The sequence below is a fragment of the Microbacterium sp. TS-1 genome (assembly GCF_000509385.1).
Lineage (GTDB): Bacteria > Actinomycetota > Actinomycetes > Actinomycetales > Microbacteriaceae > Microbacterium > Microbacterium arborescens.
Genome location: NZ_BASQ01000001.1, coordinates 2,606,541 through 2,633,180 on the forward strand (window position 1 = coordinate 2,606,541; position 26,640 = coordinate 2,633,180).

General features: G+C 70.8%; 19 protein-coding genes and 1 pseudogene. 11 read left to right on the plus strand and 9 right to left on the minus strand.

From position 1 onward, the window contains the following. Positions 1 to 272: 272 nt before the first annotated feature. Positions 273 to 2,570 (plus strand): annotated as a pseudogene (locus MTS1_RS12235) (glycoside hydrolase domain-containing protein); the annotation flags it as partial. Positions 2,571 to 2,980: 410 nt separating this feature from the next. Here MTS1_RS12235 and MTS1_RS16850 read toward each other — a convergent pair. Beyond that, positions 2,981 to 4,021, minus strand: a complete 1,041-nt coding sequence (locus MTS1_RS16850) for a LacI family DNA-binding transcriptional regulator (RefSeq protein ID WP_081731794.1) — start codon at positions 4,019 to 4,021, stop codon at positions 2,981 to 2,983. A gap of 108 nt (positions 4,022 to 4,129) precedes the next feature. Between MTS1_RS16850 and MTS1_RS12245 the strand changes: the two genes are divergently transcribed. The 7 genes from MTS1_RS12245 (at position 4,130) to MTS1_RS12275 (ending at position 13,659) form a co-directional block, all read left to right on the plus strand. Then, a complete protein-coding gene (locus tag MTS1_RS12245; protein ID WP_023954280.1) occupies positions 4,130 to 5,401 on the plus strand; it encodes an ABC transporter substrate-binding protein in 1,272 nt (423 codons plus the stop codon). 8 nt (positions 5,402 to 5,409) lie between these two features. Next, positions 5,410 to 6,351 (plus strand): carbohydrate ABC transporter permease, encoded by a 942-nt coding sequence (locus MTS1_RS12250; RefSeq protein ID WP_023954282.1) that lies wholly within the window; start codon positions 5,410 to 5,412, stop codon positions 6,349 to 6,351. Then, complete coding sequence (locus MTS1_RS12255; RefSeq protein WP_023954284.1) at positions 6,348 to 7,256, plus strand: carbohydrate ABC transporter permease; 909 nt, start codon at positions 6,348 to 6,350, stop codon at positions 7,254 to 7,256. The genes MTS1_RS12250 and MTS1_RS12255 overlap by 4 nt, the downstream gene beginning before the upstream one ends. A 48-nt stretch (positions 7,257 to 7,304) precedes the next feature. Continuing rightward, a complete protein-coding gene (locus tag MTS1_RS12260; RefSeq protein WP_023954286.1) occupies positions 7,305 to 8,603 on the plus strand; it encodes a hypothetical protein in 1,299 nt (432 codons plus the stop codon). A gap of 50 nt (positions 8,604 to 8,653) precedes the next feature. Then, entirely contained in the window at positions 8,654 to 11,677 is a 3,024-nt protein-coding gene (locus MTS1_RS12265; RefSeq protein WP_023954288.1) for a glycoside hydrolase family 38 C-terminal domain-containing protein, read from the plus strand. Next, a complete protein-coding gene (locus tag MTS1_RS12270) occupies positions 11,674 to 12,189 on the plus strand; it encodes an ASCH domain-containing protein (RefSeq protein ID WP_023954290.1) in 516 nt (171 codons plus the stop codon). Before MTS1_RS12265 ends, MTS1_RS12270 begins: the two co-directional genes overlap by 4 nt. Positions 12,190 to 12,354: 165 nt before the next feature. Continuing rightward, positions 12,355 to 13,659 carry an esterase family protein gene (locus tag MTS1_RS12275; RefSeq protein WP_023954292.1) on the plus strand — a complete coding sequence of 435 codons (1,305 nt, stop codon included), beginning with the start codon at positions 12,355 to 12,357 and terminating at the stop codon, positions 13,657 to 13,659. On the opposite strand, the gene MTS1_RS12280 is transcribed toward MTS1_RS12275, so the two are convergent. The 8 genes from MTS1_RS12280 to MTS1_RS12315 all read right to left on the minus strand — a co-directional run bounded on the left by MTS1_RS12280 (position 13,628) and on the right by MTS1_RS12315 (position 24,461). Then, positions 13,628 to 16,177 carry a bifunctional lysylphosphatidylglycerol flippase/synthetase MprF gene (locus MTS1_RS12280; protein WP_144083393.1) on the minus strand — a complete coding sequence of 850 codons (2,550 nt, stop codon included), beginning with the start codon at positions 16,175 to 16,177 and terminating at the stop codon, positions 13,628 to 13,630. The genes MTS1_RS12275 and MTS1_RS12280 overlap by 32 nt on opposite strands. 72 nt (positions 16,178 to 16,249) lie before the next feature. After that, the gene (locus MTS1_RS12285; protein ID WP_141097184.1) at positions 16,250 to 17,137 is read right to left on the minus strand and encodes a hemagglutinin; all 888 of its coding nucleotides are present in this window, start codon (positions 17,135 to 17,137) and stop codon (positions 16,250 to 16,252) included. Between the two features lie 49 nt (positions 17,138 to 17,186). Then, positions 17,187 to 18,200: a LacI family DNA-binding transcriptional regulator gene (locus MTS1_RS12290; protein WP_023954298.1), complete on the minus strand. Its 1,014-nt coding sequence runs from the start codon at positions 18,198 to 18,200 to the stop codon at positions 17,187 to 17,189. Further along, entirely contained in the window at positions 18,193 to 19,761 is a 1,569-nt protein-coding gene (locus MTS1_RS12295) for a sugar ABC transporter ATP-binding protein (protein ID WP_036305759.1), read from the minus strand. The genes MTS1_RS12290 and MTS1_RS12295 overlap by 8 nt, the downstream gene beginning before the upstream one ends. Before the next feature lie 46 nt (positions 19,762 to 19,807). Next, the gene (locus MTS1_RS12300) at positions 19,808 to 20,830 is read right to left on the minus strand and encodes a sugar ABC transporter permease (protein ID WP_023954302.1); all 1,023 of its coding nucleotides are present in this window, start codon (positions 20,828 to 20,830) and stop codon (positions 19,808 to 19,810) included. Next, positions 20,827 to 21,870 carry an ABC transporter permease gene (locus MTS1_RS12305; protein ID WP_023954304.1) on the minus strand — a complete coding sequence of 348 codons (1,044 nt, stop codon included), beginning with the start codon at positions 21,868 to 21,870 and terminating at the stop codon, positions 20,827 to 20,829. Before MTS1_RS12305 ends, MTS1_RS12300 begins: the two co-directional genes overlap by 4 nt. Further along, a complete protein-coding gene (locus tag MTS1_RS12310; RefSeq protein WP_052007703.1) occupies positions 21,867 to 23,414 on the minus strand; it encodes a sugar ABC transporter ATP-binding protein in 1,548 nt (515 codons plus the stop codon). Before MTS1_RS12310 ends, MTS1_RS12305 begins: the two co-directional genes overlap by 4 nt. 66 nt (positions 23,415 to 23,480) lie before the next feature. Continuing rightward, positions 23,481 to 24,461, minus strand: coding sequence for an ABC transporter substrate-binding protein (locus MTS1_RS12315; RefSeq protein ID WP_023954308.1), 981 nt, complete (start codon positions 24,459 to 24,461; stop codon positions 23,481 to 23,483). 322 nt (positions 24,462 to 24,783) lie between these two features. On the opposite strand from MTS1_RS12315, the gene bsh reads away from it, so the two are divergent. The 3 genes from bsh to MTS1_RS12325 all read left to right on the plus strand — a co-directional run bounded on the left by bsh (position 24,784) and on the right by MTS1_RS12325 (position 26,612). Then, the gene (gene bsh, locus MTS1_RS12320) at positions 24,784 to 25,761 is read left to right on the plus strand and encodes a choloylglycine hydrolase (RefSeq protein ID WP_023954310.1); all 978 of its coding nucleotides are present in this window, start codon (positions 24,784 to 24,786) and stop codon (positions 25,759 to 25,761) included. 139 nt (positions 25,762 to 25,900) lie between these two features. Continuing rightward, a complete protein-coding gene (locus MTS1_RS16355; protein WP_023954312.1) occupies positions 25,901 to 26,071 on the plus strand; it encodes a CsbD family protein in 171 nt (56 codons plus the stop codon). Between the two features lie 169 nt (positions 26,072 to 26,240). After that, a complete protein-coding gene (locus MTS1_RS12325) occupies positions 26,241 to 26,612 on the plus strand; it encodes a sigma factor (RefSeq protein ID WP_023954314.1) in 372 nt (123 codons plus the stop codon). Positions 26,613 to 26,640: the final 28 nt, after the last annotated feature.

Sequence of the window (26,640 nt, forward strand, 5' to 3'; positions counted from 1 at the left end):
ACGTCGGGGTCGGGGCGGCTCAGACCGACCTGCCGGACGTGAGCGAGCTCCCCGAGCTCCGCGGGCGCCGCGTCGCGGCGGGGGAGCAGCTCGTCGTCGAGATGCTCCCGGTCGCAGTGGACGCCCGTGGCGGCGCAGCGGACGACCGCTATGCGGCGACCGCCGTGACCGTGGACCTCATGTTCGACGACGGGGGCACGCTCTCGGGCGCCGGCGCGCGGGACCAGTACGGCGATGCGCTCGCCCCCGGGGCCCAGGCGCGCGCGAAACGGATGTGGGTCGATCAGTGGAACCGTCGGACGATCGACCTCGGAGCGGTCGCCGGGCGCCGGATCGCGGCCGTCCGCGTCGTGTTCGGCCCGAGCGTGCACCGGCGCACGGTCTTCGTCGCGCCGCCCACCGTCGAGCCCGCGCCGCCCCGTCCGGACCATCTGCTGGGATGGGCCGACACCCGCCGCGGCACCCGGGGGTCGGATCGCTTCTCGCGGGGGAACACCGCCCCCATCGTGACCCTGCCCCACGGCGGGGTGTTCGCCCTGCCGATGACCGACGCCGCGGCGGGGAACTGGCCCTACCGGTACCAGGTCGACCGGCCGGCGATCGAGGCCTTCGCGACGAGCCACATCCCGAGCCCCTGGATCGGCGACCGCGGGGTGTTCGAGATCATGCCGAGCCCGAGCGCGCGACCCCACCGCGACCGCCGGAGGCGGGCGCGCCGATTCGACCGTGCCGACGAGCTCGCCGCGCCGCATGAGTACCGGGTCGAGCTCGACGGCGTGTCGGCGCTGCTGACGGCGGCCCGCCACGCGGTGGGGATGCGGTTCCGCTCGCACACGGACGAGCTCTCAGTGGTCGTCGACCACCTCGGCGAGGCCGTCTCGGCCGCGTGGGCGGAGCGCGACGGGGCGCTGCACCTCGACGTCCACCTCCGCGACGGCGGCGACCGCCCCGACCATCACGTGCACGCCGTGCTGCCGGGCGTCCGTCGCCACGACCTCGCGCTCGCGCGCGGCACGCTCCGCGGTGCCATCGTCTTCGAGCGAGCCGATGCCGACATCGTCATCGGGATGTCGACGATCGACGCCGCGCAGGCGGCCGAGAACGCCCGAGCCGCCGGCGGCATCGACGACATGCGGGCGGCGGCCGAGGCCGCCTGGCGCGGGGCGCTCGATCGGGTCGAGATCGACGGGCTCGACGGCATCCCGGGCGACACCCTGCGCTCGATCGCCGGGTCGCTCGCCCGCGTCTTCAGCTACCCGAACGCTCACGACGAGCCGTCGCCCGAGGGCCCCCGCTACCGCAGCCCGATCGACGGCGTCGTGCGGCCGGGCGTGTATTCGTCGAACAACGGATTCTGGGACACCTATCGCACCGCCTGGCCGCTGATCGGTCTGCTCGCCCCGCGCACCGCCGCGGCCCTCGCCGACGGTTTCGTGCAGCATTTCCGAGATGCCGGGTGGGTCGCCCGGTGGAGCGCGCCGGGCCCGGTCGACTCGATGACGGGCACGACCAGCGACACGGTCTTCGCGGGCCTCGATGCCCTCGACGTCGCGATCGACACGCGGGAGGCCTATCGCTCGGCGCTGCACCACGCCACGGTGCCCTCGACCGACCCGCGTGTCGGACGCAAGGGGCTGCGTCCCGCGATCTTCCGCGGCTTCACCGACACCGCCACCCACGAGGGCATGTCGTGGACGCTCGACAACGCGATCAACGACGCCGCCGCCGCGCGGCTCGCCCACGCGCTCCTGCGTCAGTCGAAGGATGCCGCCGAGCGCGATCGCCTCGCAGCCGAAGCCGAGTACCTCGGGCGCCGCGCGCTGGCCTACCGCTCGGTGTTCCGTCCCGGCCTCCGCCGGCACGGCGACACCGATCTCGGCTTCTTCCTCGGGCGACGCCCCGACGGGGACTGGCGGGTGCGCGCCGAGGATTTCGACCCCGCCGAGTGGGGGCACGACTACACCGAGACCAACGCGTGGGGCACGATGTTCACCGCGCCGCACGACGGTGCCGGGCTCGCCGCGCTGCACGGGGGCGAGGCCGCGCTCGGCGCCGCGCTCGACGTCTTCTTCGCGACGCGCGAGACGGCGGACCCGGGCCTCGTCGGATCCTACGGCTTCGTCATCCACGAGATGAGCGAGGCGCGGGATGTCCGCATGGGCATGCTCGGGCTGTCCAATCAGCCCGCACACCACATCCCGTTCATGTACTGCTTCGCCGGGCGGCACGACGACGCCCACCGCATCGTCGTCGAGGCCCGCGACCGGCTGTTCGTCGGATCGGACATCGGCCAGGGGTACCCGGGCGACGAGGACAACGGCGAGATGTCGGCGTGGTACCTCTTCGCGGTCCTCGGCCTCTACCCGCTCGTGCCCGGTTCGGGCGAGTTCGTGCTCACGCCGCCCCTGCTGCCCCGCGTCGTGCTGCATCCCGAAGGACGCGGGCGTCCGCTCGAGATCATCACGACCGGCGCCGGGCTGCCCTACATCCGCGAGGTGCGGATCGACGGGCGGGCGTGGGAGAGCGTCGCCGTGCCCGCGGCGGTCGTCCGCGGCGCCGAGCGCATCGAGGTGGTGCTCTCCGACGAGCCGACGGGGTGGGCCCGGCAGACGCGGCCCACATCGTTCAGCACCGAGTTCGCGGCCGAGCCGCTCGACGACCTGCTCGAGGTCAGGCCGCGCTCGGTCACCGATGACACCGGCGACACCGTCCTGCGCCTCGAACCCGGCGACGCCGTCGAGCTTCCCCTGCGAACGTCCGCGGGCGTAGGCCTCTACACCGTCACCCCGGCAGGCCCACCGGCGACGGCATCCTGGCGGCTGCGCGGGCGCACCGTCTCGGGGAAGTGGCGCGAGCTCGACGAGCGCGTCGACGAGGCTTTCGAGACCGCATCGCAGACGCGCCCCTTCGCCGTGCGGGGCGATGCCGGGGCGCCCCTCGCGGCCGTGCGCTTCGAAGCGACATCCCGGATCGACCTCGCTCAGGTGGAGGCGTTCGCGGGCGCCGTGCTCTCGCGCGCCGACAGCGCCGGCGGGGCCGCAGCCACGGACGCTACCGGGGCGTCCGATCCGATGACCTCCATCAGCGTCCGGGCGGCGAGCTCGCCGAGGGCGTAGGTGTCGCGCGTGAGCGCGGTGATGGAGGGGCGCACGAGCCGCATCGCGATCGAGTCGTCGAAGCTCGCGACCGATACGGCGGCGGGGACCGGGACGCCGAGCTCCTGTGCGACGCGCAGCCCCGCGAGGGCCATGACGTCGTTGTCGTAGACCAGCGCGGTCGGCCGCTCGTCGCCGCCGAGGAGCGCCCGCGTGGCCTCGGCCGACTGCTCCGCGGAGTAGTCCGTCTCGATCGACATCGGCGGCGGGGCGTCGTAGCGCCGGGCGCACTCGCTCAGGGCGGACCGGCGCAGCTCGGTGTGCTCGAAGTCGAGGGGGCCCGTCACATGCGCGACGCGGCGGTGCCCGAGGTCGAAGAGGGTCTCGAACAGCGCCGTCGCCACGGCGTGGTCGTCGATCCAGACACTCGGGATCGCGGCGTCCGTGCTCGGATGGCTGCCGATCTGCACCGCCGGCAGGTCGAGCTCGGCCAGGAGCGCGATGCGTGCGTCGTCCCGGCGCGGGTCGACGACGATCACCCCGTCGACCCGTTGCGTCGCCTGCCAGGTGCTGTATGCCGCGAGTTCCTCCTCGAGAGAGGAGACGACGAGGGTCTGCAGCCCGGTGTGGGTCTCGGAGAGCCCGGCCTGGATGCCGGCCATCAGCTCGGGGAAGAACGCCTCGGTGCCGAGGGTCCGGGCGGGGCGGTTGATCACGAGGCCGATGACGTCGACGCGCGAGCGTCCCAGCGCCAGGGCGGCGGAGTTGGGGCGGTAGCGCAGCTCGGCGGCGACGGCGAGCACGCGGTCACGCAGCTCGGCGCTGACCCCGGGTCTGTCGTTGAGCGCGAACGACACCGCCGCCTTCGACACGCCGACCCGGTGGGCGATGTCGGCGATGGTCGCCCGTTTCCGCGGTGTCGACATCCGCTCCTCCTCGAGAACTGAACCGGATAAGTCCATCCTTGACTTACTCGGTTTAGTTGCTCAGGCTATACCCCGTCGCACCGTTTGCATACGAAGGAGTTGCACACCATGAGGAACCTGCGCACACCGGCTGTCGCCGGGCTCGGACTGCTCGCCGCCACCGCGCTGCTGGCCGGCTGCTCGAGCGGGACCGGAGCCGGCTCGGACCCCGACGGCGAGGTCGCGGGCTCGATCCGGTTCCAGACCTGGTCGCTGACCCCCACCTACGCCGAGTACCTCGACGGCGTCATCGACGCCTTCGAGGAGAAGTACCCCGACGTCACCGTCGAACTGCTCGACCAGCCCGGCGACGGATACTCCGAGAAGGTGCTCTCGCAGGCGTCGACGAACACGCTTCCCGACGTCATCAACCTGCCGCCCGACTTCGCGCTGCCCCTGGCGAAGCAGAACCTGCTCTACGACGTCAGCACAGCCACCGACCTCGAGTCGACCTACTTCGAGGGGTCGGTCGACGCCTACCGCTTCGACGGCGTCGAGGGCGTGTACGGCTACCCCTGGTACCTCGGCACCGACGTCAACTACTGGAACTCCACCCAGCTCGACGCGTGCGGCCTCGACTCCGCGAACCCGCCCCAGACGACCGACGAGCTCTTCGCCCAGGCGGCCACGATGGCGGACGCCTGCCCCGACAACTACCTCATCAGCCGCGTGCCCGGCATCGGCGACTTCACCCTCGAGGGCATCGACATCCTCAACGACGACGGCACCGAGTTCGTCTTCAACACCCCCGAGGCTGCGGCGCTGGTCGACCGCTACGCGAAGGCGTACGCGAACGGCGAGATGCCGCCGACCGTGCTCAACGCCGACTACCTCGGCAACGCGCAGCTGTTCACGCAGGGCAAGGTCGCGTGGACGACCGGGGGCGCGACCGCCATCGACGCGTTCGAGGAGAACAACCCGAGCCTGAAGGGCAACGTCGCCATCAGCCCCGCCCTGAACATCTCGCCCCTCTACGTGCAGGGCGTGAGCGTGGCGGCCGGCAGCGAGAACCTCGCCGCGGCGCTGGCCTTCGCGGAGTTCGTCACGAACGCCGAGAACCAGAACGCCTTCGCGCACATCGCGAACGTGTTCCCCTCGACGCAGGGATCCGACGCCGACCCCTACTTCACCGAGGACGACGGCACGCCCTCCGCCAAGGCCCGCATCACCGGCTTCGAGTCGCTGAAGACCGCCGAGGTGCTCACGCCCTACTCGGTCAACGGCGCGATGAACGACTACCTGAACCAGCAGATCGCCCTGGCCATCCGCGGCGACATCTCGGGCCAGGAGGCGCTCGACAAGTCGGTCGAGAAGCTCAACGACCTGCTGGCACGCCAGTAAGCCCGGCCATGACCGTCACCAACCTCCCCGCGGCCGGGGTCACCCCGGCCGCGGGGGCCGGGCATGGACCCGCGAGGGCGACGCGCGCCTGGACGCCCTGGCTCTTCCTCGCCCCGGCCCTGCTGTGGCTCGCGGTCTTCTCGATCTGGCCCTCGCTCAACACGATCCGCATGGCGTTCACGAACGCCAAGCCGCTCGGCGGCAACGAGCAGTACGTCGGATTCCGCAACTTCGAGCTCATCCTCCGCGACGACCAGGTCATGGGCGCGCTGCTCAACAGCGTCGTGTTCATGCTCGTGTGCCTGCCGCTGCTGACGATCCTGCCGCTGCTCATCGCGCTCCTGGTCGAGAAGAAGCTGCCCGGCATCGCGTTCTTCCGCACCGCGTTCTACACGCCCGTCATCGCCTCCGCCGTCGTGGTCGCCCTCATCTGGACCTTCATGCTCGACGACCGCGGGCTGGTGAACGGACTCGCCCAGGCGATGTCGATCATCCAGCAGCCGCTGCCCTTCCTCACCGACCGCTGGCTCATCATCCTCAGTGCCGTGAGCCTGACGGTGTGGAAGGGGCTCGGGTTCTACATGATCATCTACCTCGCCGCCCTGGGCAACGTCAGCCGCGACCTGCACGAGGCCGCGGCGATGGACGGTGCCGGCGCCGTGCGCCGCTTCTTCTCCGTGACCCTCCCCGCCGTCCGCGGAGCGATGTTCCTCATCGCCGTGCTGGTGTGCATCGCCGCGCTCCGCGTCTTCAGCGAGGTGTTCATCATGACCGGGGGAACGGGCGGAGCCGGCGGAGAGGCGATGACGATGGTCATGCTGATCCAGCAGTACTCCCGCGGGTTCTCGGGCGATCTCGGCTACGCGAGTGCGCTCAGCATCCTCATGTTCTTCGTGACCCTCGTGCCGATGCTCGTCCTGGCCAAGATCAACAGCAGGAGAAGCGAATGAGCACCGTCACCCGTGAGCAGGCCGAGCTGGGGCCCGTGCCGGTCGGAAAACCGCGGCGGCGCCGCGGCGGCGGATTCGGGTCGATGCGTCCCCGTGAGATCGTCGCGCGCTACGCCCTGCTGGTGTTCGTGCTGTTCATCAGCATCGGGCCGTTCCTGTGGCAGCTGTCGACGTCGCTCAAGAGCACGAGCGAAGACATCTACACCCGCATCCCGCAGCTGTGGCCGAGCCAGCCCACGCTCGACAACTACGCGCGCGTCATGGACGCGATCCCGGTGTGGCAGTTCATCGGCAACTCGCTGTTCGTCGCGGTCTTCGCCGTCGGCGGCAACGTCGTCTTCTCGACCCTGGCCGGCTTCGCGCTGTCGCGCCTGCGGTTCCGGGGGCGCAAGATCGTCATCGGGCTGTTCCTGGCCACCCTGATCCTGCCGGGCGAGGCGACGATCATCGCGAACTTCGTCACGATCCGGAACCTCGGCCTCGCCGACACGCTTCTCGGCGTCGCGCTTCCGGGGATGGTCGCGACCCTCAACGTGCTGCTGATGTACAACGCGTTCCGGGTGCTGCCCGAAGAGATCGATCAGGCGGCGATCATCGACGGTGCGAACGCCCTGCAGCGGTTCTGGAGCGTGTCGCTCCCGTCGGTGAAGGGAACGGTCGCCGTCATCGCGATCTTCAGCTTCATCGGCGCCTGGGACGACTTCCTCTGGCCGCTCATCGTGCTCACCAGTCCCGACCAGTTCACCCTGACGATCGGCCTGCAGTACCTGTCGGGCACGTTCTCCAACGACCAGCGCATGATCGCCGCGGGCTCGATGATCGCGTTCATCCCGATCGCGATCGTCTTCGCGGCGCTGCAGCGCCACTTCTTCAAGGGCGTCGAGGAGGGCGGGGTCAAGGGCTGAGCCCCGTCCCGCATCCTCTCGCCCTCGTCCCCGACCCCGGAAGGCCCCATGACCTCCCAGATCCACCCCGCACTGAGATTCGGCGTCAACTACACGCCCCGCTCCGGCTGGTTCCACGCGTGGCTCGACCTCGACCTCGACGAGGTGCGCCGCGATTTCGAGGCGATCGCCGGGCTCGAGGCCGACCACGTGCGGCTCTTCCCGCTGTGGCACCTCGTCCAGCCGAACCGGGGCCTGCTGCGCCCGGCGGCGCTCGCCGACATCGGCGAGGTGGTGGATGCCGCGGCCGAGTTCGATCTCGACGTCAACGTCGATGCGTTGCAGGGTCACCTGTCGAGCTTCGACTTCCTGCCCGCGTGGGTCACGACGTGGCACGAGCGCAACATCTTCACCGACCCCGTCGCCCTCGCGGGGGAGGAGGCGTACCTCCGGGCCCTCGGCGAGGCTCTGCGCGGGCGCCCCAACGTCATGGGGCTCACCCTCGGCAACGAGGTCAACCAGTTCGCGGCCCGGCCGCACCCGCACCCGCACCCGATCGACGAGGCGCAGGCCGAGGAGTGGCTCGTGCGGCTGCTGGGCGTCGCCCGCGAGAGCGCGCCGGGCCTCATCACGCACGCCGCCTACGACGCGACCTGGTACGACGAACGCCAGCCCTTCCTCCCGCGGCATGCGGCCGAGCAGGGAGATGAGACCGTCGTCCACTCGTGGGTCTTCAACGGCGCGGCGCAGCGCCACGGCGGCCTCGGTGCCGGGTCGGTGCGGCATGGCGAGTACCTCGTCCAGCTCGCCGCCGCCTGGCACGCCCTGGCCGACCGCCCCGTCTGGCTGCAGGAGGTCGGGGCCCCCGTCACGGTCGTCGATCGCGACGACGCCGCCGACTTCCTCGAACAGACGGTGCGCCGCGCCGCCGACGTCCCCGTCCTCTCCGGCATCACGTGGTGGTGCTCGCACGACGTCGCGCGCTCGATGCTCGACTTCCCGCCGGTCGAGTACGACCTCGGGCTGATCGACGAGGACGGCGTGGTCAAACCCACGGGCCGCCGCTTCGCCGAGCTCGCCCGCGAGTTGCGCGGAGCGCCCCGGCCCGCACCGTCGCCCGTCGCTCTCGTGCTCGACGACACCCGCCCCCACCGCGCGGAATGCGCCCCCGGCGGCGCGTTCTTCGAAGCCTGGGTGCGCGCCGCCGAGCGCGACGGCCGCGGCCCGCAGGTCGTCCTCGCCTCGCGCCAGGCCGACGACGCGCTGCTGGCCGCCCGCGGGATCGAGAGGATGGAGCGGGTGGATGCCGGCGCCGGCGCCACCGCCGCGCCGGTCCTCGGCGGTGGCGCCGCCGCCACCATGCCCTGAGACGATCCGACCGCCCGACCGCCCGACCGACTGAACGGACCCACCCGCCCATGCACGACGACATCCCCCTCACCACCGGCCGCGCCGCTCGCGTGCTCACCGAGCGCATCCGCCCCGCCATCCACTCGCACCGCACCCCACTCGAGATCGCGGCGCACCGGTTGCCGGGCGAGCCCATCGCCGCGGCCGACGGCCTGGCGCTGGAGTTCGAGCCGTTCGAGGCGGGATCGCCCTGGGGGCCGGCGTGGTCGACGACGTGGTTCCGCGTGCGGGGCCGGGTGCCGGCCGAGTGGGCGGGTCGCCGGGTCGAGGCCCTCGTCGACCTCGGCTTCGATCCGAACATGCCCGGCTTCCAGTGCGAGGGTCTCGTGTACCTGCCGAGCGGCGAACCCGTGAAGTCGCTCAACCCGCGCAACCAGTGGGTGCGCATCGCCGAGGAGGCGGCGGGCGACGAGGAGGTCGAGTTCTACATCGAGGCCGCGGCCAACCCCGTGCTGTTGGACTACCACCCCTTCCTCCCGACGCAGGAGGGCGACATCCGGACGTCCTCGCCGCGGGCCCTCTACACCGTGCGGCACATGGACCTCGCCGTGTTCGAGCCCGAGGTGCACGAGCTCGCGCTCGACCTCGAGGTGCTCGTCGAGCTGCAGGCCGAGCTGCCCGAGACCGCGCCCCGCCGCATGCGCATCCTGCAGGCGCTCGACGACGCGCTCGACCTCCTCGACCTGCAGCGCATCCCCGAGACCGCCGCCGACGCGCGCGCCGCGCTCGCCGAGGTGCTGGCCTCGCCCGCCGAGGCCAGCGCGCACCGTATCTCCGCGATCGGCCACGCGCACATCGACTCCGCGTGGCTGTGGCCGGTGCGCGAGACCATCCGCAAGGTCGCGCGCACGAGCACGACGATGACGGAGCTGCTGGGCGAGAGCGCCGACTTCCAGTACGGGATGTCGAGTGCGCAGCAGTACGCCTGGCTCAAGGAGCATCGTCCCGAGGTGTGGGCCAAGGTGAAGGATGCCGTCGCGACGGGCCGCTTCCTGCCGCTGGGCGGCATGTGGGTCGAGTCCGACACCGTCATGCCCACCGGCGAGGCGATCGCCCGCCAGTTCCTCTACGGGCAGCGCTTCTTCGAGGAGGAGTTCGGAATCCGCTCGCGCGGGGTCTGGCTGCCCGACTCGTTCGGGTACTCCCCGGCGCTGCCCCAGCTCATGCGCCGCGCGGGGTTCGAGTGGTTCTTCACGCAGAAGATCTCGTGGAACCAGGTCAACAGGTTCCCGCACCACACCTTCGCCTGGGAGGGCATCGACGGGTCGCGGATGTTCACCCACTTCCCGCCGATGGACACCTACAACTCGCAGCTGTCGGGCATGGAGGTCGCCAAGGCCTCGCGGCAGTTCCGCGAGTCGCGCGTGGCATCCGGATCCATCGCCCCCGTCGGGTGGGGCGACGGCGGCGGCGGCACGACCCGGGAGATGACCGGCAAGGCCGAGCGACTGGCCGACCTCGAAGGCAGCGCGCGTGTTCAGTGGGAGCATCCCGACGCGTTCTTCGAGCGCGCGATGGCGGAGTTGCCGAAGCCGCCGGTGTGGGTGGGGGAGCTGTACCTCGAGCTGCACCGCGCGACCCTCACGAGCCAGCACAAGACCAAGCAGGGCAACCGGCGCACCGAGCACCTGCTCATCGAGGCCGAGGTCTGGTGGGCGACCGCCGCCTGGCGCACGGGCGCCGACTACCCCTACGACGAACTCGACGCGCTGTGGCGGCAGGTGCTGCTGCAGCAGTTCCACGACATCCTCCCCGGCACCTCGATCGCCTGGGTGCACCGCGAGGCCGTCGAACAGTACGAGCGCGTCGCGGCGGCCGCCGAAGCCCTCATCGACCGCGCCCAGGAGCTGCTGGCCGGCAGCGGCGACGAGTGTATCGTCTTCAACGCCTCGCCGCTGACACGCGACGGGGTGCCGGGTCTCGGCGCCGCGTCCGCCGCGCCCCCGGCGGGTGCCGTCGAGGTGCGCGAGCACGACGGCGGATTCGTGCTGACCAACGATCTCGTCCGGGTGACGATCTCGGACGCCGGGCTCATCACCTCGGCGATCGATCTCGCCACCGGCCGCGAGACGATCCCGACCGGTGAGCCGGCCAACCTCCTGCAGCTGCACCAGGACTTCCCCAACATGTGGGATGCCTGGGACGTCGACCGCTTCTACCGCAACCGCGTCACCGACATCGTCGGCATCGACGCGCTCGCCGCCGACATCCGCGACGGCGCGGCCCACGTGCGCATCGCCCGCTCGTTCTCGGCCTCGGCGCTCACGCAGGAGCTCGTGCTGCGCCCGGGCTCGCGCACGATCGAGATCTCGCAGCGAACCGACTGGCACGAGGTCGAGAAGTTCCTCAAGGTCGCGTTCCCGCTCGCGATCCAGGCCGAGCACACCGCGGCCGAGACGCAGTTCGGCTACGCCAAGCGGGTGACCCACACCAACACCAGTTGGGAGGCGGCGAAGTTCGAGACGTCGATGCACCGTTTCGTGCACGTCGCCGAAGCGGGCTTCGGGGCCGCCCTCGTGACCGACTCGACCTACGGATACGACGTCACGCGCGAGGCCGACCCCGACCGAGACGTCACCACGACGGTTCGGCTCTCGCTGCTGCGTGCGCCGCGCTTCCCCGACCCCGAGACCGATCAGGGCGAGCAGAGCCACCGCTACGGCCTCGTGATCGGCGCCGACATCGAGGCCGCGACCGCCGCCGGCCTCGCGCTGAACACCGCGATGCGCGAGCGCACCGGAGCGCCCGTGGCGCCGCTCGTGACGGCGACGCCCGGCATCCTGGTCTCGGGGGTCAAGCTCGCCGCCGATCGCTCGGGCGACCTCGTCGTGCGCGTGTACGAGCCGGCGGGTCGACGTGTCGCGGGCGAACTGCGCGTCGACGGTGCGGCGACGATCCGCGAGGCATCGCTCATCGAGGACGACCTCGGCGAGATCGTGCACGACGCCGGCCGCGTGGCCGTCGAACTCCGCCCCTTCGAGGTGCGCACGTACCGGGTGGGCATGTCGTCCGGTGCCAGGATGGAGGGATGACCGAGACCACCGGGTCCTCCCGCGCCCTGCCCCTCGACGAGGCCGCGGCCGCGGCGATGTGGGAGCAGTACCGGTCCGCGCATCCCGAGGCCGTGCTCGCGGCTCCCGAGTACACGGTCGAGCACTTCGGCGACAACGCTCGGCTGGCCGACGAGCTGCTGGGCATCGTCCTCGCGGGCGGCAAGCGCGCGACCGCCGAGCTCGTCGCCGACTTCGTCGCGCGGGGCGACCTCATCCCGCGGATCGGCTCGCACTGGATCGCCTGCGACAGCACGGGCGCCCCGCGCATCGTCATCCGCACCACAGAGCTGCGCCTCGGGCCGTTCGCGAGCGCGGACGCCGCCTTCGCCGCCGACGAGGGGGAGGACGACCTCTCGCTGGAGAGCTGGCAGCGCGAGCACCGGCGCTACTGGACGCGCGTCGCGGCGGCCCGTGGCGCCGAGTGGTCGGAGGACGAGGACATCGTCTTCGAACGTTTCTCGGTCGTGTGGCCGCCCGAGCACGCCGACTGAGTCCGCAGCCCGAGTTCGCCGGTCCGCGGTCGTCGCCCAGCTGATGAAACCGCCGCGAAAACCGGGCCGCGTGCGCAGGCGAGCACGCGGCCCGGTTTACGCTGTGGGGCGGGGCGGTGAGCCCGTCGCGCCACTGCGGCGCGGCGCCGTCCTCGGGAGGTCGATGTGAACTGGCTGCTCGACACGAACATCCTCTCCGGGCCGGCCGTCGTCGGGACGTGCATCGCGGCTGCCCTCGCGTTCGTCCTCCTCGTCGTGCTGCGGCCGAGCAACCGCTGGCTGCGCCGGCGCTGGACGATGACGGCGGCGACGGCGGCGGTCGTCGCTGGACTCCTGGGCATCGGCCTGACCTGGCTGCTGGCGGACCAGTACGACCTGTTCGGCGTCGTCCTCACGGCCGACTCGCGGATGTGGATCGCGCTCGGGTTCGCCGCCATCGGGGTCGCCCTGGTGTCGCTCTGGCGTCCCACCTGGCGCCGGGCCGTCGCCGCGCCGTTGGCGATCGTGCTCTTCGCGCTCACCGCAGCCATGGGCGTGAACATCGCGTTCGGACAGTACCCGACCGTCCGCCTCGCCCTCGGGATGCCCGCATTCGGTTCCGCTGACCTGCCGTCACTCGACAGCAACGCCGACCGTCCGACGATCGCCGACTGGACCGCCCCCGACGGGATGCCCTCGACCGGCGAGGTCGGCACGGTCACGATCCCCGCGACGGCGTCCGGCTTCACCGCCCGCCCGGCCGTCATCTACCGCCCGCCCGCAGCCCTCACCGACAACCCGCCGCTGCTGCCCGTGCTGATCGTGCTGTCCGGACAGCCCGGTCAGCCCCAGGATCCGCTGATCGCCGCCCACCTGCAGCAGTCGCTCGACGCCTACGCGTCGGCGCACGACGGCCTCGCCCCGATCGTCGTCTCGCCCGATCAGCTCGGCTCGCCCGACGCCAACCCGATGTGCATCGATTCGCCGCTGGGCAACTCGGCGACCTACCTGACGGTCGACGTGCCGACCTGGATCAAAGCCAACCTGCCGGTTCTGGACGCCCCCGACTTCTGGGGCATCGGCGGCCTGTCGCAGGGCGGCACCTGCTCGATCCAGCTCGGTTCGGCCCACCCCGAGCTCTTCAGCGCGATCCTCGACGCCTCGGGCGAGGAGTTCCCCTCGCTGGGTGACGAGGCGACGACGATCGCGCAGGGCTTCGGCGGCGACCGGGCAGCCTACGAGGCGGCCAAGCCCGCCGCGATCATGGCGGCCCACGCGCCGTACCGCGGCATGACCGCCGTCTTCGGCGTCGGGAGCAACGACGCCGGGTTCCTCCCGGGCGTGCAGCGGATCTACCAGGCCGCGCAGGCCGCGGGGATGGATGCCACCTACGTCGAGGCGCAGGGGAGCGCCCACGATGCGACCTCGTGGACCTACATCTTCCAGCAGGGTCTCGAGATCATCGCCGATCACTGGGGGCTCGGCCGCTGACGGCGGGCTCGCGCAGCGACCCCGCCATCCGTACCGCCTGCCCGAGGGTGAGGGTGGGCAGGTAGCACCGCGTCAGAGCGACGCCCAGCGCCGGCAGCATCGCGGGGTCGGGGTACACGGCCCACAGCGGCACGAACTCGGGCTGGAACTTGCGCTTGAAGTTCAGCAGCGACCGGAACCCGTAGGCCGGCTCGAGCAGCCCGCCCAGCAGGTCGAGCAGTCGCGCGACGTTGGTGCGCTCGGCGTCATCGCCGAGCTGCGTCGAGGCCAGCGGCGAGCCCGACAGGCTCAGCAGCCCGAGCCCGTCGCTCTTCATCCGGTCGGCGGCGGCGCCGATGACGAATTCCATGATCCCGTTCATCGCGTCGCCACGCCGGCGCATGAAATCGAGGGTGTAACCCGTCACGGCTCCGTGCTCGAACATCGGCAGCCAGCTCGTGACGGCCTCGATCCGGCCGCTCTCGTGCACCGCCATCATCACCCGCACGGCCGGGTCGTCGAGCTCGTCGACGCCGCCGAGAGTGAACTCCATCTCGGGCAGCGAGCGGTCGGCGACCCAGCCCTCGGAGATCTCGCGGATCTGAGCGTGCTGGCTCGAGGTGAGCTCCCGCCACGACGTCCACACGGCGGCGATCCCCTCGCGCGAGGCCCGGTTGGTCGCAGTGCGGATGTCCTGCCGTTTCTTGCCCGCCGTGTTCCAGTCGGGCAGGCGCAGCACGGCCTCCTCGGCCACCGGCATCCGCTGCCAGCCGAGGTGGTCGAAGACGCTGCCCTCGCGCGCGTCGACGCTGTAGAAGACCGCCGTCCAGCCGTGTGCGCCGCAGAACTCCACGAAGCCCGACACCACGTCGGGCCGGTCGTGGTCGGGCCCGAACGGACCGCCGAGGGTCACCGCGATCGTGCCGCGCACGCGGTAGGCGATCGCGGCGTCGGCACCGGGGGCGAACCAGTAGGAGTTGCCGCGCCACGTCGACATGAACGACAGCGTGTCGCCGCCACCGCGTTCGAGCACGCCCCGGGCGCGCAGCCGGTCGGGCGCGTCGAGCACGGTGCGCGAGTCGACGAGCACGCGTGCGACAGCGACGACCAGAATCAGCCAGAACACCAGCGACGGGAGGTACCACATCGCCTGCGCGGCACCGGACTCGGGCACGAACTCGATGATGTCCGAGGGGATCAGGGTCGGCGGCACGAGACGCAGGGGCAACGCGCGCAACACCATCAGTGCGTCGACCCCGGGCTGGAAGCCGTCGGCGATCAGGAGCGTTCCGACGAACGAGACGACGAGCGTCGCCGCCGTTCCGATCACGATCGTCAGGACGAACGTGCGCTTGGCCGCGGCGGTGGTCGTCACCCGGGCGGCTCCCCGGAAGAGGATCAGCACGATCGCCACGCCCAAGGGCACGATCGCGCCGACGATCACCCCGGTGAGGGTCTGCCACACGAAATCCGCGGTCTCGGCGTTGACGGCCTCGCCGATGGCGGCGACGGTGTCGGGCTCGATCACGAAGAACGTGTAGAGCATGCCGGCGAACATCGCGAGGTTGATCGCGACGGCGACCTCGAGCGCGATACGCCGGCCGTTGCGGATGCCCCGCGCCGCGAGCAGGAGGACGATCAGCGGGAGCAGCGCCACGACGCTCGACCACCCCTGCAGATCGGAGATGGAGGAGAAGTCATCGGGGCAGGGGGCGCCGGCCGAGCCGAATGCGCACACCTGGCCGTCCACGATGCTCAGCGGGTCGATCGAGAGATAGCCGTAGATCGAGAGCAGGCCCGCGCCCGACCCTGAGGCGGTGGCGACGACCGGGCCGATCGCCGTGATCGCGACGATGGCAGCGAGGAGCACCCGCTTCTCGTAGTACGAGCTGCGCACGAGGCGGAAACCGCTGCTGCGTCCACCGAGCGCGAAGCCGAGCGCGAACCCCACCGGCACGGCGAGGAGCGAGAACAGGTCGTTGGCGCCGCCCGAGTAGAGATAGAGGGTCACGGCGGAGAGCACCGCCAGCAGCCGAGTTCGACGCCGCCAGATCGTGCCGAAGAACGAGCTGGCCGCCATGGCCGTCGCGAGCAGCGGGGCGGTGGGGGAGAACACGTCGACGGCCGGGGCGTTCAACGGGATGCCGGCGAGGTAGGTCTGCTCGAACAGGTCGATCGCGAAACCGAGGAAGGATGCCGCGACGCCGCCGACGAGGTACGCGATCACGGTACGCACGCTTCCCATCGCCCGTTCGGCGGCGCCCACCACCACGAGCACGAGAACGACGAACACGATGAGCGCCGGCACCGTCTCGACGACGAACAACGAGGTCACGGAGCTCCACCAGTGACGAGTCGCCGCGCCGACGCCACCGGCGTCCTGGGCGGGGATGAAGCCCCAGTCGATCGGCTCGAAGATCAGCCCCGCGACACTCAGCCCGATCGTGAGAACGGCGATCAGGATCGTCACCGGTCGGTGGCGCAGCCAGGAGCCGGCGCCCGCGGTGAGCGAACGCAGGTCGCGGGGGGATGTCGTCACCTGACGCACGATAGTGGTTCCCCCTGTGCGCGCAGAGCAGGCGCACAGCGGGCACTTATCCGGCGGGAATCCTCATCCGGCTCGCACCGAACCGAACCACAGCGCGAAGTAGTAACTGAAGTTGCGGTTGCCGTACGACGAGCAGGGGCCGCCCGGGCCCCACCCCGCCGACATCGCGGCCGGGTCGGGCTGATAGGGCGTGTAGTTGTACAGCGCCGCCGTCGCGTCGTTCTCGATCGCGACATCCGTCCCGCCGCACGCGGGGTCGGGGTGGAAGGCGATGAAATGCGTGCCGGGCTGGCGCATGAAGTCCGACGCCCGGTACGAGGCCAGGTCGGTCGCCCCGGCGACGATCTGCGCGCCGACGCCGTCGTACTGCGGATCACAGGGGGCGGTGTCGGGGCAGCTGGCGCCCATCGCCGCACGCAGCCGGCCCTCCGACGGTGCCCGGGCCGCGCGTCCCTCGACCAGGGACTGCTCCTTCTGGAGGGTCACGAGGATGACGCGGGCCGAGATCCCGCAGGCCTCCTGCGCACGGTGGATGATCTCCGCGACGGACAGCTCGCCGCCCTCGATCGCTCGGCAGATGACCTCGCCCGTGCGCTCGGACACGCGCGCCTCGCGCGACGAGATGCCGGCGGTCGCGACATTCAGACACGCCCCGTTCACGCATTCGCCGATGCGGTCGTCGAGGAAGTCCTGGATCTCGGCGGCGGAGAGCGCGTCGCGATCGAAGAACAGCGCGTCGTCGATGAGGTTGCCGGGGTCGATGGCCCCCGCGTTCGGCGGGAGGGAGCGCGGCTGTTCGCCCGGCCGCGCGTCGCCCGGACGCATCGCGAGGTTCGTCGCGGTCACGCCGATCGCCACGATCACCGTGACCAGCAGCACGGGGACCAGAACGAGGACCGCGGCGATCCCGATCCGCCGACGTCGCCGCCGCATCCGGGATCGAGAGACCATGGGAACGATCGTGCCGCACCCGGTCACGAGAACGCTGGGAGCGCGGAGCTCAGCCGTCCGAGACCGACGACTGCCGGACGATGAGGCGGGTCGGCAGCGGAGTGGCCTCGGTCACGACGTCGGGCTGCTCCACCACGAGCAGCACCTTCTGCATGATCAGGGCGCCGAGCGCCGGGAAGTCCTGTTCCACGGTGGTGAGGGCGGGGTAGAGGAAGGCGGCCTCGGGGACGTTGTCGAAGCCGACGATGCCGACGTCCTCGGGTACCCGCAGGCCGCGCTCACGCAGAGCGGAGAGCACGCCGATCGCCATGTGGTCGTTGCCCACGAAGATACCGTCGCCCGGGGCGATGTCGCTCTCGATGGCGATGCCGAAACCGCTCGCCGCCGACCAGTCGCCGTACGTGAGCGGCGGGATGTCCAGCCGCCTCGCGACGAGCTCGTCGCGCCAGCCGCGCACGCGCTCGGCGGCATCGGGGTTGCGGGCGGGGCCCGCGATGTGATGGATGCGCCGGTGCCCGCTCTCGGCGAGATGGCGCACGGCACTGCGCGCGCCGCGGTACTGGTCGATCGCCACGAGCTGCGGGTGCGGGCGGCTGGTGGCGGCGACGGCGACGAGCGGGATGTCGAGTTCGAGCCCCTGTACGGCGGCGAGCACGTCGAGATCGACGACGATGAGGACGATGGCGTCGACGCGCTGCCGCAGCAGCCCGTCGATCGCCGCGCGCACGGCGACGACATCGCTCTCGGGCGAGCTGATCGCGTCGACGTTGTAGCGCTCCGACCGCGCGGCGAAGTTGAAGTGGGTCGCGACCGACGTCGGCCCGAACTGGACCGTGCCGGGGGTGATGAGGCCGATCGTCCGGGTGCGGCGGGTCACGAGCGCCCGAGCCGCGGGGGAGGGGCTGTAGCGCAGCTGCGCGATCGCCTTCTCCACGCGTTCGCGCGTCGCGGGCCGCACGTTCGGCATGTCGTTGAGCACCCGTGAGACCGTCTGGTGCGAGACACCGGCCAGTCTCGCGACGTCGAAGATGTTCGCCGCCCGGGGCGTGCGCGCGTCAGTCATCGGCCTCTTCGGTCTTGTCGGCGGCGGATTCGGCGGCGGTCTCGTCGGCGCGCGCCACGAGCGCAATCAGCAGGTCGGAGTTCAGATCGGCGGCCGGCAGGACGTGGGCGATACGGCCGTCCCGGATGACCGCGACGGTGTGCGAGACGCGCAGCACCTCGTCGAGCTCGGCTGAGATGTAGACGACGGAGACACCGTTGTCGGCGAGTTCGCCGACCAGCCGCTGCACCTCGGCCTTCGCGCCCACGTCGATGCCGCGCGTCGGCTCGTCGAGCACGACGACGCGCGGCGACAGCGCGAGCAGCCGGGCGAGCAGCACCTTCTGCTGGTTGCCGCCGGAGAGCTCCCGGACCGGGCGGTCGATGTCGGCGGGCCGGATGTTGAGAGCCTCGATCCAGCTCCGGGCGAGCTCGCGAGCGCGGGCGGCGCCCACGGGACGCAGGATGCCGCGCTGCGCCTGCAGGGCGAGCGTGATGTTCTCGAGCACGCTGAGATCGCCCAGCACGCCCTCGGTGCGACGGTTCTCCGACGAGTACACGACGCCCCGCCCGATCGCCGACCGCGGCCCGCGCCCGCCGAGCGGGGCGCCGTCCAGAAGCACCGAGCCCTCGTCGAGCCCGTCGACCCCCGTGAGCGCACGGGCGAGCTCGGTGCGCCCGGAGCCGAGCAGGCCCGCGAAACCGATCACCTCGCCCTCGACCAGCTCCAGGTCGAACGGATGCCGTGTCCGGCCCGAGCGCGCACCGCGGGCCGACAGCACGAGGGGGCCTTCGCTCGGAGGCGGGGTGTCCTCGTCGATCGCGGCGAGCCGGGCGGCGGAGTCGCCGAGCATCTTCTCGACGAGCTCGACGCGCAGCAGCTCGGTGGTGGAGTACTCGCCGACGAACCGGCCTCCGCGCAGCACCGTGACGCGGTCGCACAGCTCGTAGACCTGGTCGAGGAAGTGCGACACGAACAGCACGGCGACGCCCCGGGCCGTCAGTTCGCGGACGACGCGGAACAGCTCGGCGACCTCATCGGCGTCGAGGCTCGAGGTCGGCTCGTCGAGGATGAGCACACGGAGGTTCGCGCCCGACACCGCCCGCGCGATGGCCACGAGCTGCTGCACCGCGAGCGAGTGCGACGATAGCAGCGAACCCGGGTCGATCGAGACCCCGAGGGACTCGAGCGCGGTCGCCGCGCGTCGCCGCATCTCGCCGTGGTCGATGATCCCGAACCGACGCGGCTCACGTCCGAGCGAGAGGTTCTCGGCGACCGTGAGGTTCGGCAGCAGGTCGATCTCCTGGTAGACGGTGGAGATACCCGCCGCCAGCGCGTCGGCGGGCCGCGCGAGGTGCACCGGCGTCCCGTCGAGCAGGATGTCGCCGGCGTCCAGGCGGAGCGCCCCGGTGATTGCCTTGATGAGCGTCGACTTTCCCGCGCCGTTCTCGCCCATCAGCGAGTGCACCTCGCCCGCGAACAGCCGCAGCTCGACGTTCGCGAGCGCCTGCTCGGGGCCGAAGCGCACGTCGGCGCCGCGCACCTCGAGCGTCGGCGCCGCCTCGGGATCCATGCGCACCATCATGCCGCGCCGACGGCCCGCCGCGCTGCCGCGGCGCGGCGGGCCGTCACCGCCGCGTCGCTGATCGGCTGACGATCACCCGCTGGACCACGACGAACACGAGCAGCAGCGCACCCACGGTGATGCGCGTCCACGACTGCTCGGCGCCCAGGAACGAGATGATCGTGCGGATGAGGCCGTAGACGAACACACCGATGAGCGACCCGACGACGAAGCCGCTGCCTCCTGTGAGGAGGGTGCCGCCGATGACGACCGCGGCGATCGTGTCGAGCTCGGTTCCGACGCCGTTGAGGGGGTAGCCCGCTCCCGAGTAAGCCGTGAGCACGATGCCGGCGATTCCGGCGCATACGCCGCTGATGACGTACACCAGCAGGCGGGTGCGGACGACCGGCAGGCCCATGAGGCGCGCCGACTGCTCGCTGCCGCCGATGGCGTAGACGGTGCGACCGAAGCGCGTGTAGCGCAGCACCAGTGCCGCGAGCACGACGGTGAGCAGGGCCAGGATGCCGGTGGGCGTGATGTACCAGCCGCCGCCGACCGACAGCCGGGTCGACTGCAGCCACAGCAGCCCATCGTCGGCGACCTTGATCGACTCGAGGCTCACGACGAAGGCGAGGCCGCGCGCGAGGAACATCCCGATGAGCGAGGCGATGAAGGGCTGCACGTCGAAGAACTGGACGAGCACGCCGATGAGCAGGCCGATCGCACCGCCGATCGCGATCATCGCCGGGACCGCGACCGCGACAGGCACTCCTTCCGACAACAGCCGTGCGCACAGGATGCCGGTGAACGCCATCACGGCGCCGACCGAGAGGTCGATGCCGCCGGTGAGGATCACGAACGTCATCCCCACCGCGAGCACCAGGAGGTAGGCGTTGTCGAGCAGGATCGACGACAGGATGCGGGGCAGCTGGAAGTTCGGGAAGTTGATCATCGCGCCCACGATCATCATGACGAGGATCGCGGCGGCGGCGAACACCGGCACGAGGGCGATGTGGCGGCTGAGGAAGCGGCGCCACGGGGCCAGGGCGCGTTCGTGCGCGCGGGGAGCAGCGGTGAGCGATGTCATGACAGCACCTTCGCGTCGGAGCGGGTGGAGACGGGGCGGGCCGCGGGGCGGACGCCGGAGGTGAACCAGCCGCGCACGCGGCGCGACTGGAGCAGGACGACTACCAGTACCGCTCCGGCCATGAAAACGGGGCTCACGGCGGGCGGCACCCCGAGGAAGGTGATCGTGGTCTTGAGGGTCTGGATCGTGAACACGCCGATGACGGTGCCGGCGATGCTGAACTTGCCGCCGGCGAGGGAGGTGCCGCCGAGCACGACGGCGAGGATGGCGTCGAGCTCGATGTACATGCCGGCTGCGTTCGCGTCGGCGGCCATGATGTTCGAGCTGTAGAGGATGCCGGCGATGCCGGCGAGGGTGCCGCTGGCGATGTAGGTGCCCCAGATGATCCCGCGGGAACGGACGCCCGCCAGCCGGCTGGCCTCGGGATTGATGCCGACGGCCTCGGTCAGCATCCCCAGGGCGGTGCGCCGCTGGACGACGGCGACGACGACGATCGCGGCGACCGAGACGCACAGGGCGAAGGGGAGACCGAAGACGTAGCCCTGCGCCATGAACTGGTAGGGCTCGCTGTTGATCGTCGTGATGAACCCGCGGGTGATGAGCAGGGCGACGCCCCGCCCGGCGAGCATGAGAACGAGGGTGGCGATGATCGGCTGGATGCCGAGCACGGCGACGAGGAAGCCGTTCCAGGCGCCGAGGACGAGCGAGGTGCCCACGCCCGCCGCGATGGCGATCGCGACGATGCCGAGGTTCCCCGGCTCGGGCGAGGCCTCGATGATCGTCAGGGCGACGGCGCCCGAGACCGCCATGATCGCGCCGACAGAGAGGTCGATCCCTCGCGTGGCGATCACGAGCGTCATCCCGAGCGCGACGAGCATGAGCGGGGCGCTGTTGCGGAGGATGTCGATGAGCGAGCCGTACAGCTGCCCGTTCTGCACCGTCACGCTCAGGAACGAGGGCCGCGACACGGTGTTGACCGCGATCAGGGCCACGAGGGCGAGCACCGGCCAGACGAGCCGGTGCGTGAACAGCTTCTTCACGCGATCTTCTCCTTACCCGAGGGGTCCTCGGCGTCGCCCTCGGCGATGAAGGCGACCAGTGTGTCGACGTCCACATCCTGCGTCATCAGCTCGCCGATCTTGCGGCGATCGCGCAGGACCGCGACGCGTTGCGCGATGCGCAGCACCTCCTCGAGCTCCGAGGAGATGAACACGACGGCCAGTCCCCGAGCCGCGAGCTCGGCGACCTTGCGCTGGATGTCGGCCTTCGCGCCGACGTCGATGCCGCGGGTGGGCTCGTCGAGGATGAGCAGTTCGGGGGCGGTGGCGAGCCAGCGTGCCAGCAGCACCTTCTGCTGGTTGCCGCCCGAGAGGTTGCGGACGAGGGCGTTGGGGTCGGCGGGGCGGACGCCGAGCGCTTCGAGGTACTCCGCGACGAGCGCGTCGCGCTCGCTCTGGGGAACCCGGCGCAGCGCGCCGCGCCGCGCCTGCACGCCGAGCACGATGTTCTCGGCGACCGTCAGATCGGCGACGATGCCCTCGGAGCGGCGGTCCTCGGACGAGAACGCGATGCCGCGGTCGAGCGCGTGCCGCGGGCTGGTCAGGCGCGTCGCGGCGCCGTCGACCTCGACGGTGCCGCCGTCCGAGCGGTCGGCGCCGGCGAGCAGACGCGCGAGCTCCGTGCGGCCCGAGCCCAGCAGCCCGGCGAGCCCGACGATCTCACCGCGGTGCACGTCGAGGTCGGCGGCCTCGATGACGCCGCGCCGGCCGACGCCCCGGGCGCGCAGGACCGGGACGGCGTCGCGGTCGATCTCGCGCTCCGCCGTCGACGACAGGGCGTCGAGGGCGCTCAGCTCGCGTCCGATCATGCGCGCCACGAGGGCCTCGCGTCCGAGCTCGGCGATGGGGTACTCCCCGACGAGCCCGCCGTTGCGCAGCACCGTGAGACGGTCGGAGATCTCGTAGATCTGGTCGAGGAAGTGCGAGACGAACAGGATGGCGACGCCGCGGTCGCGGAGGCGCCGCATGACGGCGAACAGCTGCTCCACCTCGCCGCGGTCGAGGCTCGACGTCGGCTCGTCCAGGATGAGGACCCGCGTGTCGATGACCATTGACCGGCTGATGGCGACGAGCTGCTGCACGGCGATCGAGTGGCTGGCCAGCACCGAACGCGTGTCGATGTCGAGACCGAGCTCCGCGAGATGGCCGGCGGCCGCCTCGTGGGTCGCTCGCCAGTCGATGCGTCCGCCGCGGCGTACCTCGTTGCCGAGCATCACGTTCTCGGCGACCGACAGGTTCGCGCACAGGTTCACCTCCTGGTAGACCGTCGATACGCCCGCGGCCTGGGCGTCGGCCGTGCTGCGGAACGAGCGTTCGCGTCCGTCGACGACGATGCTGCCGCTGTCGATCGCGTAGACGCCGGTGAGCGCCTTGATGAGCGTGGACTTGCCGGCGCCGTTCTCTCCCATGAGGGAGTGGATCTCGCCGCCGTAGAGCGTGAGATCGACGGCGTCGAGCGCCTTCACGCCGGGGAACTGGATGGTGATCCCGCGCATCGCGACTGCGACCGGGCGTTCCGTTGTCATCATCGACCCGCTTTCTGGAGGGGGAGAGTGGCGGCCGGCGCACCGGCCGCCACTCGTGGTGTCGGATCAGTAGGGGCGGCTGTCCAGGACTTCCTTCGCCTGCTCCTGGGTGAAGCTCTGGTCTTCGACGATGTAGGTCTTGTCGACCGACTCGCCCGCGACGACGGACTTCACGACCTCGGCCGTCTTCTCGCCGAGCAGCGGGTTGCACTCGACGATGAAGTTGAACTCGCCGTTCGCCAGGGCGGTCATGCCGTCCTTGACCGCGTCGATCGTGACGATCTGGATATCGGTGCCCGGCTTCATGCCGGCCGCCTTGATCGCGTCGAGGGCACCGAGGCCCATGTCGTCGTTGTGCGCGAAGAGGACGTTGATCTCGGAGCCGAACTTCTGCAGGAAGCCCTCCATGACCGTCTTGCCCTCGGCGCGGGTGAAGTTGCCGGTCTGCGAGTCGAGGACCGTGATGTCGGTGCCGGCGACGGCGGCGTCGAAGCCGGTCTGCCGATCGGTGGCGGCGGAGGAGCCGGTCGTTCCCTCGAGGATCACCATGTTGGTCGGCTTCGAGCCGAAGTTCTCGGCGACCCACTCGCCGGCGGTCTTGCCCTCCTGCTCGAAGTCGAGCCCGATCCAGCTGGCGTAGAGGTCCTCGGATGCCGAGACGGTGCGGTCTTCGAGGATGACGGGGATGCCGGCATCCTTCGCCTCCTTGAGGACGTCGTCCCAGCCGTCGCTGACGATGGGGGCGAGGACGATCGCGTCGACGCCCTGGTTGATGAAGCTGCGCACCGCGGCGATCTGGGCCTCGGGCTTGTTGTCGGCGGCGTTGAAGATCAGGTCGAAGCCGTTCTCGGCCGAGAACGCCTCCTTGATCGACTCGGTGTTGGCGCTGCGCCATCCGCTCTCGGAACCGGTCTGGGCGAACCCGACCGTGATGACGTCGTCGCCGCCGGAGCCGCCCGGCGAGCTGGAGCTCGCGCACGCGGTGGCGCTGAGTGCGACGACGCCCAGCATGGCGATCGCGGTGACGACGGACTTCACCTGGGACATCGGAAACCTCCTCGTTTCGTCCGGCGGCGTCGCCGGATCTCTGATGCATGTCACCCCGGGGGGACGCTCGAATGTTAGCGCTCACAACGCGGGCCGTGTCAAGAGCTGCGCGGGTAACGAATCCGCAACTGCGGGGCAGTCAGCGGCGGGCGTGCGAGATCCTGTCACGGAGAGGTGAGCGCTCACACCGGGGACGCGACTCGGGGAGTGTCGGGTCGTAAGCCGGGCGTGGGCGTGTCAAGTGCCCTGTCGAGCGGTGTCGGCCGTCGGGTAGGGGTGGGGCGAGGGCCGACGGGCGGCCCATCGTGACAGGAGGTGCACCGTGTGCACAGGTGTCAGCTACACCACTCAGAACCACTATTTCGGCCGCAATCTCGACCTCGAGTTCTCGTATCACGAGGAGGTGGTCGTGACCCCGCGCAACTTCCCCTTCCGGTTGCGGGCGACCGACGCGCTCGAGAGCCACCACGCGATCATCGGCATCGCGACGATCGCCGACGGCTATCCGCTGTACTACGACGCGGTCAACGAGCGCGGGCTCGGCATGGCGGGGCTGAACTTCCCCGACAACGCCGACTACAAGCCCGAGAAAGCGGGGACGACCAACATCGCGTCCTTCGAGTTCATCCCCTGGGTTCTCGGTCGTTTCGAGACCGTCGACGAGGTCGAGGCGGCGCTTGCCGACGTCACCATCACCGACGTCTCCTTCAGCGACGCCTTCCCGGCGTCGCCGCTGCACTGGATCATCGCGGATCGATCACGGTCGATCACGGTCGAGAGCGTTCGCGAAGGGCTGCGGGTGTACGACAATCCCGTGGGCGTGCTGACGAACAACCCGACCTTCGACGTCCAGCTGTTCGGCCTCAACGACTACATGCACCTGTCGACCTATCCGCCCGAGAACACCTTCGCTCCCGAGCTCGGGCTGGACCAGTACAGCCGCGGCATGGGCGCGATCGGGCTCCCCGGGGATCTCTCGTCGTCGTCGCGCTTCGTCAAAGCCGCGTTCACGAGGATGAACTCCGTCGCGGGCGAGTCCGAGTCGGAGTCGATCAGTCAGTTCTTCCAGATCCTGGGATCGGTGGCTCAGCAGCGCGGCTGCGTGCACGTGGGCGAGGAGGGCAAGTACGAGATCACGATCTACTCGTCGTGCTGCAACACCGACACCGGCGTCTACTACTACACGACGTACGAGAACAGCCAGATCTCCGGCGTCGACATGCATCGCGAGGACCTCGACGCAGACTCGCTCGTGCACTATCCGCTCGTGAAGGGGCAGCAGATCAACATGCAGAACTGACGGCGGGCCATACCGCATTCCCGGCCGTAACGCGAGCAGGTGCGCGTGCGGATCGGGTCGACCTACCGTGTGGGAACCGGGATGAAGCGTCCCGGCATCCGGGGTCAGACCCGGACGCAGATCGACGGAAGGGGCCGATATGGGACTCGACGACAAGATCAAGAACGCAGCTCAGGACCTCGCGGGCAAGGCCAAGGAGGCCACCGGCAAGGCCACCGACAACGAGCGTCTCGAAGCCGAAGGCCACAAGGACCAGACCGCCGCCAACGTCAAGAAGGCCGGCGAGAACGTCAAGGACGCCTTCAAGTAAGACGCTTCCTCACGCGAGCGCCCCGGGGTCTTCGGCCCCGGGGCGCTTCGCTGTCCGCCTGCCCGGCACACCCGCGACGGATGTATTCACCTGACTGCATCGACCTACCACGGGAGGTGCCGAGACTCAAGCGCTTCCCGGCGGCCCGTTCGCGCAGCACGATTCCCTCATGACCGATCTGCTCGCGCCGGACACGACCGCGGACGAGCCCTCACGTCCCGGCTCCGAGGCCCAGCTCCACGCCCTCCTCACCGCTGTCGCCGCGGGAGACCGGAGTGCGTTCGCCGAGCTGTACGACGCCACCGCCGGCGCCGCCTTCGGGCTCGCGCTGCGGCTGACTGCGAGCCGGGAGGCCGCCGAGGAAGCCGTGCGCCAGGCTTTCCTCGACGTCTGGCGCGAGGCGCGCTGGTTCGACGCGGGCGCGGGCACCGTGCGGGCGTGGATCCTCGCCCGCCTCCGGCGTCGCGCCGTCGGGCGCGGCCGGCTCGCCGAGATGCGCGACGCGCTGACACGCCTTCACGACGCCACCGGCCGAGCCTGACACGGCCCCGTACCGCAACAGGCCCGAT

What these genes read in the sequence shown, in the direction of transcription:
- MTS1_RS16850 (WP_081731794.1), bottom strand. Translation starts at nt 4,021, where the DNA reads ATGTCGACACCGCGGAAACGGGCGACCATCGCCGACATCGCCCACCGG.
- MTS1_RS12245 (WP_023954280.1), top strand. Translation starts at nt 4,130, where the DNA reads ATGAGGAACCTGCGCACACCGGCTGTCGCCGGGCTCGGACTGCTCGCC.
- MTS1_RS12250 (WP_023954282.1), top strand. Translation starts at nt 5,410, where the DNA reads ATGACCGTCACCAACCTCCCCGCGGCCGGGGTCACCCCGGCCGCGGGG.
- MTS1_RS12255 (WP_023954284.1), top strand. Translation starts at nt 6,348, where the DNA reads ATGAGCACCGTCACCCGTGAGCAGGCCGAGCTGGGGCCCGTGCCGGTC.
- MTS1_RS12260 (WP_023954286.1), top strand. Translation starts at nt 7,305, where the DNA reads ATGACCTCCCAGATCCACCCCGCACTGAGATTCGGCGTCAACTACACG.
- MTS1_RS12265 (WP_023954288.1), top strand. Translation starts at nt 8,654, where the DNA reads ATGCACGACGACATCCCCCTCACCACCGGCCGCGCCGCTCGCGTGCTC.
- MTS1_RS12270 (WP_023954290.1), top strand. Translation starts at nt 11,674, where the DNA reads ATGACCGAGACCACCGGGTCCTCCCGCGCCCTGCCCCTCGACGAGGCC.
- MTS1_RS12285 (WP_141097184.1), bottom strand. Translation starts at nt 17,137, where the DNA reads ATGGTCTCTCGATCCCGGATGCGGCGGCGACGTCGGCGGATCGGGATC.
- MTS1_RS12290 (WP_023954298.1), bottom strand. Translation starts at nt 18,200, where the DNA reads ATGACTGACGCGCGCACGCCCCGGGCGGCGAACATCTTCGACGTCGCG.
- MTS1_RS12295 (WP_036305759.1), bottom strand. Translation starts at nt 19,761, where the DNA reads ATGGTGCGCATGGATCCCGAGGCGGCGCCGACGCTCGAGGTGCGCGGC.
- MTS1_RS12300 (WP_023954302.1), bottom strand. Translation starts at nt 20,830, where the DNA reads ATGACATCGCTCACCGCTGCTCCCCGCGCGCACGAACGCGCCCTGGCC.
- MTS1_RS12310 (WP_052007703.1), bottom strand. Translation starts at nt 23,414, where the DNA reads ATGACAACGGAACGCCCGGTCGCAGTCGCGATGCGCGGGATCACCATC.
- MTS1_RS12315 (WP_023954308.1), bottom strand. Translation starts at nt 24,461, where the DNA reads ATGTCCCAGGTGAAGTCCGTCGTCACCGCGATCGCCATGCTGGGCGTC.
- MTS1_RS16355 (WP_023954312.1), top strand. Translation starts at nt 25,901, where the DNA reads ATGGGACTCGACGACAAGATCAAGAACGCAGCTCAGGACCTCGCGGGC.
- MTS1_RS12325 (WP_023954314.1), top strand. Translation starts at nt 26,241, where the DNA reads ATGACCGATCTGCTCGCGCCGGACACGACCGCGGACGAGCCCTCACGT.